The organism is Flavobacterium sp., from assembly GCF_004211145.1.
Classification (GTDB): domain Bacteria; phylum Bacteroidota; class Bacteroidia; order Flavobacteriales; family Flavobacteriaceae; genus Flavobacterium.
The window spans coordinates 1-14558 of sequence record NZ_SEBS01000028.1; the positions used below are offsets into that span (position 1 = coordinate 1).

General features: G+C 55.3%; 4 protein-coding genes. 3 read left to right on the forward strand and 1 reads right to left on the reverse strand.

What is annotated here, in order from left to right; genetic code table 11:
- A partial coding sequence (locus EOO50_RS12835; protein WP_290840672.1) for a choice-of-anchor L domain-containing protein occupies positions 1–11017 on the reverse strand: 11017 nt, incomplete at its 3' end.
- A 144-nt stretch (positions 11018–11161) separates the two neighbouring features.
- Here EOO50_RS12835 and EOO50_RS12840 point away from each other — a divergent pair.
- The 3 genes from EOO50_RS12840 to EOO50_RS12850 all read left to right on the forward strand — a co-directional run bounded on the left by EOO50_RS12840 (position 11162) and on the right by EOO50_RS12850 (position 14528).
- Positions 11162–12058: a NifU family protein gene (locus EOO50_RS12840; protein ID WP_290840673.1), complete on the forward strand. Its 897-nt coding sequence runs from the start codon at positions 11162–11164 to the stop codon at positions 12056–12058.
- Positions 12059–12213: 155 nt separating this feature from the next.
- Entirely contained in the window at positions 12214–14238 is a 2025-nt protein-coding gene (locus tag EOO50_RS12845; protein ID WP_290840674.1) for a thioredoxin domain-containing protein, read from the forward strand.
- 38 nt (positions 14239–14276) lie between these two features.
- Entirely contained in the window at positions 14277–14528 is a 252-nt protein-coding gene (locus EOO50_RS12850) for a hypothetical protein (RefSeq protein ID WP_290840675.1), read from the forward strand.
- Positions 14529–14558 lie beyond the last annotated feature (30 nt).

Consider the following 14558-nt stretch of genomic DNA (forward strand, 5'->3'; position numbering starts at 1 on the left):
TGAACCAGTAATCGGTCGACGGCATCGGGTGTCCGTTGTATGTTCCGTCCCATCCGTCCTGGCCTTCCTTGTTAGGGGCGATCTGCTTGATGAGTTTCCCATAGCGGTCAAAGATATAAATTTTTGTCTTTCCGTCGTTGTCAAGACCGATCGTATTCCAGGTATCGTGGATACCGTCGCCGTTCGGCGTGAAATAATGCGGATAGTTGATCAAAAGCACGTCGATCGGGCCCACCGAGCCGCACTCGCTGCGCACCTGGATGGTATGCGGTCCCGGGGCCACGTTGGTGAACAGTCCGCCGTTGGCAAGCCATGGCCCGCCGTCCAGCGAGTACTCGAAGTACTGCGGGTTCTGTCCCTGCACGCTCACCTGGATCGACTGGTGGTCCTGGAAGGCGCCGCTGACCGTGTAGGTCACCTGCTCCGGTGCGCTGGTCTCCACCACCGTATGCGGTGCCGAAGGTCCCGATACGCAGCCCGCCGCGCTTGTCACAATTACCGTATAGTCGCCGGCAAGGTCGGCCGTGATGGTCGGGGTCAGCACGCCCGTGGTCGTCCCGTCAAGGAACCATTCGTAGGTGTAGCCCGTCCCGCCCGGCTGTGCCGTCAACGTCGGTGCGCTCACCAGGTCGCCCGTAGTGAAGTCGATACAGATCGTCTGCCCGCCGTCGACCGTCACCGCGAGCCTAGGCTCGACCGTGACGCTTACCGCGACCGCATCCGAGCTGCACGTGGCAGGCGCCGCCGTATTGTTGGTCACCACCGCCCACAGCGTGGCCGTACCCGTGGCATAGGCCGCAGGGTTGGCGATCGGCGTGCCGGCCGCCACGTCCGCAGGGCTCGCATAGTAGCTTACCGTGAACTGCGGGTCGGCCGCCTGAACCGTGCCCAGGATGTCGGCGTTTGCCGAGGTCAGATCGAAGACGTAGATGCCGTCCGAAGGATCGGCGTCGTCGTCGCACACGACCGGGAACGCATAGGCCGTGGCCACCGCGCCCTGGTTCACCTGGAGGGTGAGTTCGGTCGTGGTCCAGCAGCCCGTGGCGTCGTTGACCACCCTGACGTAGACGATCTCAGGATTCGTCGTATTGGCATACGAGGCGAAGTTGGCGATCGCGCCCGTCGAGGCCTGGGCCGAGACAAGGTCGTGGTAATAGGTGAACGTATAGTCCGATGCGCTTCCCGATGTGAGAAGGAACTGGTCGGCAGTGGTCAGATCGAAGACCGCCGTGTTGGTGTTGTTGGTCTCGCACGCCTGGAGCGTATAGGTGGTCACCTGCGGTTGCGGGTTGGCCACCAGGTTCAGGGTCACGATCACGTGGCAGAAGTCCCCGCCGGTCTCGGCAAGGGTCGCCTCCTCCACACGGATGTAGACCGGGCCGCCGAGCGACTCGTAATTGGAAAGGCTCGCCGCGGGGATGGCCGCCGCGTCGTTGCCCGCCTCGGCGTCCGCAAGGCTCGTGAAGTACTGGAAGGTCATCAGCGTGTCGCCGTTGGCCATCTGCGCCTCATACTGCGAGAGGTCGAAGAAGGCCGTGCCGTTGCCGTCCTGGTCGCAACCGGTCAGCGTCTGCTGGGCCGCCGTGAGCGGTGCCGGGGCAGGCAGCGGAAGCACCTGTATGGTCTTGTGCGTACGCGAGGAGCAGCCCGTGGCGATGCTCGTGATCACGATGCCGATGCTCTGCGGGTTGGACGTGTTCACGTAGGCCTGCGCCTGGGCAAGGCTGAGGGCGTTGGTGCCGTTCGCCGCGTCGTTCACGCTCGGGTAATAGGTCACCGTGTAGAGCGAGGCGTCGTAGCCCGGCACGCTCGTGGCGTCCACGATCGTGGTCAGGTCCCACGTCTCGGTGGCGAGCCCCGATCCCGGAGCCTGCCCGTCGCATACGCTCCAGATGCCCGGTATGGCACCCGGTACCGCAAGCGGCACGTCCACCTGCAGCATGAAGCTGCTGATGCTGTAGCAGTCGGCCGCGTTCTCCGCGCGGACCCAGATCTGCTGGGTGTACGGCGTCGTGTTGGTGTAGCTGGTCACGCTGCCCAGTGAGCCCGTGCCAAGTTGTGCCTGGCCCAAATCGTCGTAGTAGCTGAAGGTCAGCGTACCCGAGCCCGGCTGCTGCAGCAGCGTGATGGCCGCCTCGTACTGGGTCAGGTCGAACTGCGCGTAGCCGTCCTGGTTTGTGTCGCAGACGGTAAGGTCGGCAAGGTCGGTCGCCGGGATCGGCGTGGCCAGCACGTTGAGCGTGAAAGGCAATATGTTCGGGCAGCCGTTGCCGGTCACCGCGTCGTTGGTGGCCAGCACGTAGATCGTCTGGGTCACCGGATAGCCGTTGTTGGTATAGATGCCCGACTGCTCGTTGATGCCCGCAAGGGCGTCGGCCTGGGTCAGGTAGAAGGCAAGGGTCATCGTGCCCGCCGGGACGCTCTGCAGCATGTAGGCCGCGATGGCGTCAAGGTCGAACTGCGCGTAGCCGTCCTGGTTGCCGTCGCACACGTTGGTGAGCGGGCTGTTCGGAAGCGGCATGTCAGGCATCGGCAATGGCTCCACGCGGATGTCCATGCCCGTGACGTAGTAGCAACCGTTGGCGTTCTCCACGCGCACCCAGATGAACTCCACCGCAGGCGGCACGTTCACGTAAGGGATGCTGCCGTCGATCGGCGAGAGTCCGCCGATGGCGTCGGTCTCGCTGTGGTGGAAGCTCACCGTGAGTCCCGTCTGGCCCTGCACGATCTGCGGCAGGTGGTCGTTCAGGATGAAGGCCTCGTGCTGGTCGATCGGTGCGGTGTCGCACTTCACGAAGGCCGGGATCGGTGCGATCGTCGGACGCGTGAAGACCGAAAGGCTCACCTGGACCGTATCGGTACAGCTGTTGGCCGCCGTGCTCACCACCGCCCATATCGTGGCCGTGGCGCTCTCGTAGCCCGCCGTCGAGACGATCGGGTTGCCCGCCGCGATGTCGGCGAACTGCGCATAGTATTGTACCGTATAGCCCGCACCCGTGGTGTTGGCAAGTATGTCGTCGTCAAGCGATGTCAGCACGAAGGTCGCCGTACCGTTGCCGTCGTTGTCGCAGAGCTCGTATTCCACGCCCTCCACGGCCTCGGGCCTGAGGATCACCGACAGGTCGAGCTGCACGTAGCTCGGGCAGATGTTGCCCGCGGCTGTCACGCGCACCGTGATGGTCTGGTTGCAGTCCTGCACGTTCGGGTAGGCCGTCGGGTCGGTTATGGCGTTGAGGCTTTGCTCGGCGTCATCGGTGGTCAGGTGGTAGCTGAAGGTCGTTCCCGCAGGTACCGTCCCGCCCATGATGGCCGCCTCGACCGAGGTAAGGTCGAAGAGCGCGTGGCAGTCGTTGTTGTCGTCACATTCCGAGATGGCCTGGGGCGATACCACCGCCGGGCCCGTGCCCATGATAAGGTCCAGGGTCGTATAGCTGGTGCAGTGCTCGTTGTCCAGGCGGACCGTTACGGTGCCGCCCGTGCTTACGTACAAGCCCGGGAGCGGGTTGGTCGGCACCGAGGCGTCGGCCATGTTCAGGTAGTAGCTCACCGTAACGCCCGGGATGCCCTGGGATACGGTATTGGCGTAGGCGGCAAGGTCGAAGCTCGCCTGCCCCGATCCTTCCATGCAGCTGGTCAGCGGCGCCAAAGGCACCACGCTCGGCAGCGGCCAGAGCACGAGCTCGAACGAGGCCACGTCCACGCAGCCCGCGGCGTTCTCAAGGCGCACCCAGATGGTCTCCGCGCCCGCACTGTTGTACGGTCCGGCAGGGATGGCATTGGCCGGTGTCTGGGCGTCGCCCTGGCTGTGGTGGAAAGTGAAGGTGATGCCCGCCGGGTTGGCGATGATCTCACCTATGTGGTCGGTAAGGATGAAGTCCTCGGTGCCCGCGGGGGCATCAAGGTCGCACTGGGCGAAGTCCGCGATGTCCTCGTTGGCCGTCGGACGCGCGTCCACGTGGATCATGAAGGTCGAGTACGAGGCGCACTCGGGCGCGTCAAGGTCCCACACCCTGATGATGATCGGCTGGTCCCAGAGCTGCACGTTGCAGTAGAGCGCAGGGTCCGGGATAGCGTTGATGTTCTGCTGGGCATCGGGAAGCGTCAGGTGGAAACTGTAGCCCAGATCCGGGTTGCCGCCCGTGGCCTCGAGACCCGCAGGGTTCAGGTCGAAGCAGCGTACCCCGTCGTTGTTGTCGTCGCACAGGCGGATGTCGGTCACCGTGGCAGGGACCGCCGGTGGCGCGATGACCTCCAGGCTAACCGAGAGCCCGACCGCCTGCTGGCAGCCGTTGGCGTCGGAAACATCCGTCAGGGTCACCGTGAAGGTGCCCGTATTGTTCGTAGGAAGCGTGACCGTGGCCGTATCCTGGCCCGCAGCGCTTACCGTCGTCTGGCTGCCCGGCGTACCCGATACCGTATAGGTGAACGTGTACGGGGACGTGCCCGAGGCGCCCGTGAAGGTCACCACCGGAAGCGGCGTACCGTCCTGGCAGATCGCCGTGTCATTTATGGAAACCGTGGCCGCAGGAAGCGGGTCGACCGTCACGCTCACCGAGCCCGACTGGGCCTGGAAGCACGTAGTGGCGCCCGATTCGGCAACGCCCGTAAGGACGATCGCGATCGTGCCCGGGGCCGTGGTCGGTATTTGTACGGTGGCCACGCCCGCGGCGTTGCTTATGACCTGCAGCGGCGTACCGCCCAGGGTGTAGTCGAAGGTATACGGTGCGATGCCGCCCGCTCCGGTGAAGGTCACCGTGGGCTGCGTGCCGCCCTGGCAAACCGTGGCGTTGTCGAGCGTGATCGTGGCCGTAGGCAGCGGGTTGACCGTGATGCTTACCGTGGCCGTCTGCGCCTGGCTGCAGTTGGCATCCGAGACGCCCGTGAGCTCATAGGTGAAGATGCCGTCGGTGGTCGTCGGAGCTGTTACAGTTACGGTATCCGAGCCCGCCGTGGTCTGTGCCGTGAAAGGCGCGCCGTCAAGCGTATAGCTGAACGTGTACGGTGCCGTGCCTCCCGCTCCCGTGAAGGTGATCACGGGGGAAGTGCCGCCCACGCATACCGCCGTGACGTCGGCAGCCATCGTGGCCGTGGGAAGCGCGTTGACCGTGATGGTCACCGTGTCGCTCTGGGCACTGTTGCAGTTCGCGTCGGAAACGTCGGTCAGGTTGAAAATATAGGAGCCCGCGGTCGCCGTCGACGGGACCGTGAAGGTCGCCACGCCCGAGGCGTCGCTGACCAGCGTGACCGTCGCGCCACCATTATAGTCATAAGAGAATGTGTACGGGGCCGTGCCGCCCGTGCCCGTGATCGTGATCACAGGGGCCGCGTCGCCTATGCAGACCGTGGTCGGCGTTGCGGAGATCGTGGCCTCGGGGATTGGATTGATGGTAACAGTAAAGCTTGCTTCAGAGAAACAACCCGCCAAAGTTCCAGCATCGAATACCCAAACATCCTGAGTCGCGTTGATGACATAACCTACAGGCAATGTCGTTCCGGTTCCTCCGGCTTGTGTGTTGTAAGAACCTGCTGTCAATGCAGGCAACGTATAACTTCCGCAAACCGCAACATCGGATACGACTGGAGTTGGAGGCAAATCGTGGATCGTAACAATGAAACTAGCCGATGAACGACACGGAATCGTACCGTTTTCAGCCACTACCCAAATCGTTTGCGTAGTCGCGATATCATCGCCCGCCAAAAGTGTCGTGCCTGAACCGTCGGCTAAAGTATTGTAATAACTTCCTGTTGGAAGTGGTAGTAATTCATAGGTTTCACAAGCATCGATATCGGCCACGGTCGGAACCGCAGGCGTATCGAAAATGTTGATTACGAAACTTGCTTCAGAAGAACAATTCAATGAAGCCGGTGCCGTGCCGTTTACGATCACAAACATTGTCATCGTTGTCGAAATAAAATCGCCCGCCGCATACGCCGTTCCCGTTCCGCCGGTTGCCGAATTGTAAACACTTCCCGCAGGTAGCGCCGGCAATTCGTATTCGTCGCACATGAAAACATCGGCTACGACCGGAGTCGCAGGCAAATCGTGGACCGTCACTACGAAACTCGCTGATGAACGACACGGAACAGTGCCTACTTCAGACACTACCCAAATCGTTTGCGTAGTCGTGATGTCGTCGCCCGCCAAAAGTGTCGTTCCCGAACCATCGCCCAATGTATTGTAATAACTTCCTGCCGGAAGCGCCGGTAGATCATAGGTTTCGCACGCGTCCACATCGGCTACGGTCGGAACTGCAGGCGTGGTGAAAATATTGATCACGAAACTCGCTTCAGAGGCGCAATTCGGAACCAAAGGCGGCGTTGCTCCCGTTTCGGCGATTACGTACATAACCATAGTCGTCGAAATGATGTCGCCAGCCGAATAAGCCGTTCCCGTTCCGCCTGTCGCCGAGTTGTATGAACTTCCCGTAGGAAGCGTCGGCAATTCATATTCGTCGCACACGAAAACATCGGCCACGACCGGAATCGCAGGCATTGGAATTACGTGAAGCGTGAAGAATGTCGTGTCGAAATCAGTCGTGTCGTTATTGTTCTCCATGCGGATGAACACTTGCTGACCGTCAGTTCCAGGGAAAGGAATCGCCGTATTGATCGGGCTTGTGTCGTTATCAGCATCGAGCTGCGTCGGGTGAACTGAAACCGTGTAAAGCGTGGCATCATTCGATCCGAGCGCAATCGTCGGGATGTTCGAGATGTCAAATGTCGCCGCTCCGTCGTTAGGCAAAGCGTCGCACAAATAAATATCGTCAGGAGTTATCGGATCGCCGCATGGACCTTCAGAAACGTCAAAACTGGCTTCAGAAATACAATCGGTCAATTGGTTGGTATTGATTACCCAAACCGTTCCTACCCCAACCGATGTTCCGGCGGTAATTGGAGTTCCGCCCGAAGCGTAGTCGGTCGTGTTGTAATATTGTCCCACAGGTAAAGCCGGAAGTACGTATCCGCCTCCGCAGATAAACGTCTGATTGGCAACAACCGGAACAGCCGGACGCGGAATTTCATTAAGCGTAAACGAACGCACACCGATACACGCCGACCCCAATAGGTTTTCAACGCTCGCATAAATTACGTCGCCCTGAAAGTTGAAGTCGTTGTTTTCACCCGTATAAGCCGTGTAATTCGTGATCGGATCGGCGACAAAAAGCGCGTCCTGCTCCGTTTGGTGGTATTGGATAAAGTAATTTGTCGGATCCAAACCGTTTAGGATTTCAGCTTCGATCTGCGTCAAATCAGCCGGAAGATTTTCACACACGTCAAGGAAATCAGGGAACCCAAGCGGCATGTCGTCAAGATATTCGACGATGATCGAATCGGTTTGCTGACAGGCCGAACCCGAAACTGAAACGACCACCGTGTAAACGCCCGGCTCATCGATCAATAACGTGTACTGCGTTTCGCCATTCAACAAAAGGTCGTTGTGATACCATTGGTATGTAGCGCCCGCAATCGCTGAAGTTCCCGCCTGCAATGTTCTCGTATCGTTCGGACAAACCGCAGCTGGCCCAACAAGATCAGGAAATTCTTCAGGATCGAAAAGTTGTGCGCTAAGGTTCGTACCGCCAACGTTGAAACTTCCTGCTTCGAGGAAAACAGCTGTGCTTAGAGCGTTGTCAGTCAAGTCGGCAACCGCCAGTTTAATGGTATAGACGTGACCGGGAATCACATCGGCCGAGGCGGTCATCTTAACAAGCGATCCTTTAACATTTGCAGGAGTTTGTATTGCCGGCACTGACGGCGCGTACAAATCGAACAGTTCCGGATATAATGATGGACAGGCGCCGTTCCATGTTGCATCGTGGATAGAGGTAACACCGATCGGAATATTTGTATTTGGGATTACCGCAAGATTCTCCAATGGCGTACCGGCCGTATTATCGGTAAGCATGAATGCAAACACATCCCCAAATTGACATTGCCACGTACCATATTCGTCCGAAGCGAAAAGGAAATTGAAACTAAATGTATTCGTTAATGGTGTAAAATTGAATCGGATTTCAGAGTAATCCTTTAAATTGTTGTTGTTATTAAGAGGAATTGTGTTACTGATTGCCTGCAAATCGCCAATAATCGCATTGTTTCCCGGATTATTTACACCAGTTCCCGCATTGTTGTTACCGCCGCTGTAATGACCTTCATAACCTTTCGCTCCCGCCGACGAAATAATAACGCCTTCTTTAATTGGGAACGACGAGTTGTTGTAATGGAAATACGAAATCGTACTCGCATCGCTTTGTTGCCAACCGACAGCCGAGATGTTCTCGACGATCGCGCAATCGGTGTGGATCAAAACGTCTTCGACGAGTTCGGTGAGCGTATACGTTTGGTTGTCGACCGTGATGTAGGTGAAATCAGCCGGATTCGTGTCGGTACAAGTCGGGCAGGCAGGAACCGGATCGGGCGTGTCAGCATCGAGAACGACGGTGTTCACCAAGTTCGCGTGTGTCAAATGATAATCGTCCGGAATGTGGATCGTTACGGCATAGGTCGCGATTCCGCCAACAGGCAAAGAGGCGATGATGTCCGAAAGCGGGCCAGTTCCCGAAGTTCCATTGCTCCCGACCCAAGTCATTTGCAGGATTCCCGCAGGCAACGCATCTGAAACTAAAATATTTACGGCATCGCTCGGCCCTTGGTTCAGGATCGTGATGTTGTAGGTAACGTCGGTATCGTCGACGAAGTTTGGAAGGCTATCCGATTTCATGGCCGAAATGTTGGCCGATGGTGCAGGCGTGTCCGTATCGGTACAGAACAGACAATCCGGATTCGGATCGTATGTCGTACTTGTCACCGCAACCGTATTGACAAGATTAGTGTTTTGGTCAAAGTCTGATGGGACGATCACCGTTACGGCATACGTCAACATCTGGTTTACGTTCACAGTCGCGAAAGTTTCGTTGATGTTGCCGCTTCCAGAAGTTGCAGGACCGACCCAACTCACGTTGGCTGCAGGAATTCCAGCAGGAACCAAATCGCTGACGCTTACGTTCTGCGCTACTTCAGGCCCGGTATTCAACACGTTGATCGTGTAAACTACAGTCGTTCCCGGAGTAAACGTCGAAGCGTTGTCGGTTTTCGTGGTGACGATGTCGGCACCCGCGCGAACGTTGGTATCGGTGCATCGCGGACAACCCGGATTCGGATCAATAGTCGTACTCGAAACGGCCACGGTATTCACCAAGTCGGTCAACGGACCGAAACCACCGGGAATATTTACGTTGACCGTATACGTGATCGTTTGTCCGACGTTCACCGTTGGAAATGTCTCATTGATGTTGCCGGTTCCAGAGCCGTTCGGACCTGTCCAGCTCACGTTGGCCGCAGGAATTCCAGCTGGAACGTTATCGACTACGTTCACGTCGGTCGCGGCTTGCGGGCCATTGTTGTAAACGGTAATCGTGTACGTTGTCGCTGTTCCGGGAATGTAAGTATTCGTGTTGTCGGTTTTGACGACGACAAGATCCGCTCCGGCCACGACTTGCGTATCAGTGTCGGAACACGTCGTACACGCAGGCGTCGGATCGTAAGAAATTGTCGTAACCGTTGTCGCGCTCGTAAGCGGCCCGGTGAAAGCAGCCGGCACGCCCAACGTAATTGTATACGTCACGGATTGCCCGACCGCCAAAGTCGCAATCGTGTTGTCGAGGTTTACGTTGGTGCCGCTCGATCCGTTCGTACCCGTCCATGAAAATGCGGTAATTCCCGCAGGAATCGCATTAACGACGTGTACGCCGAAAGCCGTTTCAGGACCGTTGTTGGTCACGGTGACGACATACGTATTGTTTGTTCCTGGGACGTAAACCGTGTTGTTGTCGGTATTGGTGACTTCGATGTCAGCTTCGGTTCCGTTCGTATCGGTATCGCTACATTGGGCGCAAGACAAGTCAGGATCGGTGGAAGTCGTCGTGACGGCAGCCGTGCTCGTAATCGGAGCGGTTTGGGCTGCCGGAACGTTCACGGTAATCGTATACACGACCGATTCGCCACTGGCCATAATCGGAATGGTATCGTCAAGCGCAACGCCCGTTCCCGATGAACTGTTGTCGCCGACCCATGAGAAAGATCCCGCGGGAATGCCGCCCGGAATCGCGTTCGTTACGTGAACGTCAGTTGCTACGCCCGGACCGTTATTGGTCACCGTGACAGTATAAACGCTCGTTCCGCCTGGCGTGTATGTTGTTTGTGAATCGGTATTTACGAGGACGACATCGGCACCCGTATTCGGTTGGTCGGTATCGGTACATTGCGTACAACCCGGAACCGGATCGGACGAAGGCGTTGTCCACGTCGTGGTACTCGTAAGCGGCCCGGTGAATCCAACCGGAATCTGCATCGTGATCGTATACACGACTGACGCGCCCGCAGCGAGTGCAGGAATATTGTTGATCAACGGCGTATTCGGAACGACGATGGCGTTGTTCCCTGACCAGTTGAAACTCGTTATTCCAGCAGGAATCAAGTTCGTCACATCGATGTTCGCCCCGATCAGCGGACCATTGTTGGTCACGGTCACGGTGTACGTCACTGTCGTGCCCGGAATGTAATGGGTTTGGTTGTTCGTGTTCGTGACTGAGATGTCGGCGCCAACGGCTTTTACATCGGTATCGGTAACCGTTTGCGTAGCGGCATTCGAACTGGTTACGGTAACCGTGCTTACCAAAGTTCCGATCATTCCCGCAGGAACCTCGATTTCAACGGTATAGGAAAGCGTTGCCCCTACAGCAAGCGTTCCGGCGTTGTTTGCGATCGGGTCGTTTACTCCAACCGAACCGTTGCTTCCCCACCACGAAAAATATTCGATACCACCCGGAATAGGCTGCGAGACCTGCACGTTGGTGGCCGCGACGGTCCCAATGTTCGTAATCGAGATCGAATACGTCTTGTTCGTGCCGGGAATGTAGTACGGTGAATAATCGGTGTTAGAGACTACGAGTTGCGCCTGGGAAAACGCGGCAGTCGAAACTAGGAAAAAAATCAGCAGAAGTAGTTTTTTTTTCATAGAAGTACAAAGATTCATCAAGACCACAGAATTTTCTTCTGAAATCTTTAAGTTGTGTTAATTTTTTTTTAATCTCCAAATATAGAAAATCGCTCAAGAATGTTTGTTAAATTTGCATCCTATTTTAGTAAACGACCATTCTGAATGAGAATTTCAATCAAAGAGACGCAAAACCCACTTATATTAAAGTTTGGATTCCCCGATTTCATCACGAAACACGGAAATTACGAGTTCAAAAACATAGATGACACCAAGAATTCACCACTTGCAAAACAGCTGTTTTACCTGCCATTTGTCAAGACGGTCTATGTCTCGGGCAACTTCATCGCGATCGAGCGATACAGCATCGTAGAGTGGGACGATGTCAAGGACGCCGTCGCCGAACAGATCGATAACTACGCCCAAAGCGGGCAGCCGATCGTCATTGAAGACGACGAAAAACCTAAGAAACAACCGGTTAACGTATACGGAGAAATCACACCGAATCCTGCCACGCTGAAATTCGTCGCAAGCAAGATGTTGACGAAAACCGCAGCCGAGTTCCGAAACATAGACGAAACGACGCCGTCTCCGCTTGCGAAAGCGCTTTTTGAATTCCCGTATGTAAAGGAAATTTTCATCGACGAGAACTACGTTTCGGTCACCAAGTACGAAAGCTACAATTGGGACGAAATCACGATCGAAGTGCGCGGCTTCATCAAGCAATTCATCGAAAATGGCGGAACCGCGATCGACGAAGATCTCATTGTCGCGACGCCGAAACAGGAAAAACAGAAGATCGCCAATTTCGACAACCTCGACACGACGTCTCAGCAAATCATCAACATCCTCGAAGAATATGTGAAACCCGCGGTACAAGCCGATGGCGGAAATATTCTTTTCGATTCCTACGACGCCGATGAAAAACGCGTGAAAGTCGTACTTCAAGGCGCGTGCAACGGTTGTCCATCGTCGACATTCACGTTGAAAAGCGGCATCGAGAACATGTTGAAAGACATGCTCAACGACGAGGCGATAAAAGTCGAAGCGATAAACGGCTAAACAATAAATCGTAACTTTAAGCGTCCAATCGGGCGCTTTTTTTCTGTTCAAAATTCAGCATTCGTTGATCATCTGTTCGAAATTCAAAAGAACGATTCGAGCATCTGAACACTGAACAGACGATCAACGACTAACGAATTTCGAAGTTTTACAAAATGAACGAACTCTCACATGAAACCTCCCCGTACCTACTCCAACACGCGAACAATCCCGTGAACTGGAAAGCGTGGAACGATACGACGTTGGCTTCGGCCGCGACCCAAAATAAATTATTGCTGATCTCGGTCGGATATTCGGCCTGCCATTGGTGCCACGTGATGGAACACGAAACCTTCGAGGACGCCGAAGCCGCTGCCGTAATGAACCAAAATTTCGTCAACGTGAAAGTCGACCGCGAAGAACGTCCCGACGTCGATGCGGTCTACATGAAGGCCGTCCAACTCATGACGCAACGCGGCGGTTGGCCTATGAACGTGGTCGCTTTGCCCGACGGGCGTCCGGTTTGGGGCGGCACATATTTCCGCAAAGGCGATTGGATGCAGACGCTTGAACATCTCGCGCAATTGTGGCAGAACGATCCGCAAAAGATGATCGATTACGCCCAAAAATTGCACGGCGGCCTTGAAGCGTTAAACATTCTGCCGAACGAGAATCCCGATTCGGAACTCGATCAAAATTTACTCAAACCATTATTCGAAAAATGGTCGAAAAGTTTCGACTGGGAATTCGGCGGCTACATGAAAGCGCCGAAATTCATGCTGCCCAACAATTTCAAATTCCTGTTGCGCTATGGTTGGCAGACACAAAATCCGGACTTGCTCGACTTCGTGAATTTGACGCTTACGAAGATGGCGTTCGGAGGGATTTTCGATACCGTCGGCGGTGGATTCTCGCGCTATTCGGTCGATTTCAAATGGCACGTGCCTCATTTCGAAAAGATGTTGTACGACAATGGCCAACTGGTTTCGCTTTTCGCCGACGCATACAAATTGACGGGAAATCCATTGTATTCGGAGGTCATCGACAAGACACTTTCGTTCGTTTCCCGCGAATTGACGGCGCCCGACGGAAATTTCTATTCCGCCCTCGACGCCGATTCCAAGGACGCGCACGGACATTCGGAAGAAGGCGCGTTCTACGTCTGGACGAAACCGGAATTGGAGAAATTGATCGGCGATGATTTCGAAATATTTTCGGACGTTTTCAGCATCAACGACTTCGGACATTGGGAAAACGGCAATTACGTACTGATCCAAAAAGAGCCTTTGGAATCGATCGCTGAAATCCGACGAATGCCGTTATCGGAACTCGAAACCAAGAAACAAAACTGGGAAAAAATCCTTTTTGCCGAACGCGAAAAACGCCACCGTCCGGGACTCGACGACAAATCACTCACGTCGTGGAACGCAATCATGCTCAAGGGTTATGTCGATGCTTATAAAGCTTTGGGCAAACCCGAATATATTGAAATCGCGTTGAAAAACGCCAATTTCATCCGACGTCAATGTTGGTCGTCCGATGGAAATCTTTGGCACAACCACAAAAACGGCAAGAGCACGATCAACGGCTATCTCGAGGATTATGCGTTCGTGATCGATGCCTTCATTTCGCTTTACGAAGCCACGCTCGATGAGAAATTCTTAACCGACGCCAAGCAGCTCGCGGATTATGCGTTCGATCATTTCTTCGACGCCGAGAAAGGCTTTTTCTGCTTCACGTCGAACCTCGACAAAGCGCTTGTCGCCGAACATTTTGAAATGGAAGACAACGTGATTCCCGCGTCGAATTCGATCATGTGCGAGAATTTGTACCGACTCGGCATCTATTTCGAGAACCAACATTATGAAACGAAAGCCGAGAATATGTTGCGCCATTTGCTTCCCGTGATCGATTATCCGTCGGCGTTTTCAAATTGGCTGTACGTGTTTTTGAATTTCTTTGAAAGCCAACGTGAGCTCGCCATTTGTGGAACCGACGCGTTGCGGTTCGCGACCGACATCAACTCGAGATATTTTCCGAATGTGACGTTGGCCGCGTCGACGACCGAATCCAAACTTCCGTTCCTGCAAAACCGGATGCCTGAAAACGGCAACTTGTTCTACATCTGCCAAAACAAAGCCTGCGGGCTTCCCGAATCGGACTTTGAGACTGCGCTAAAAAATTTGGAATCAGCGAGTTAAATTCACTAACTTTCGTCGATAACCAAAAAAACTAAAACATGGGATTAGGAGATTTTTTTAGAAAACTGTTCGGCGGCACGCCTGAAAACGTGAACGAACCGCCACCGATCGAACAATCACCGGATCCGATAAAGGACGCGAGCGACCACGTACTGCCGACGCCTGAAATCGTCCCCGAAACGACCGAACCCGTCGTCGAAAAAACCGCTTTCGCCCAGGACGCGAACGAGGATTTCGAAGAACCGCGCCAATCGCCCGACGAGAATCGCTTCGAGGAACCCGCCGATTAACAAAACTCTATCACTTTTAAAAACCTTCGT

Bases quoted from the DNA above. Each gene is read 5' to 3' on its own strand.
- EOO50_RS12850 (WP_290840675.1), top strand. From the start codon at position 14,277: ATGGGATTAGGAGATTTTTTTAGAAAACTGTTCGGCGGCACGCCTGAA.
- EOO50_RS12840 (WP_290840673.1), top strand. From the start codon at position 11,162: ATGAGAATTTCAATCAAAGAGACGCAAAACCCACTTATATTAAAGTTT.
- EOO50_RS12845 (WP_290840674.1), top strand. From the start codon at position 12,214: ATGAACGAACTCTCACATGAAACCTCCCCGTACCTACTCCAACACGCG.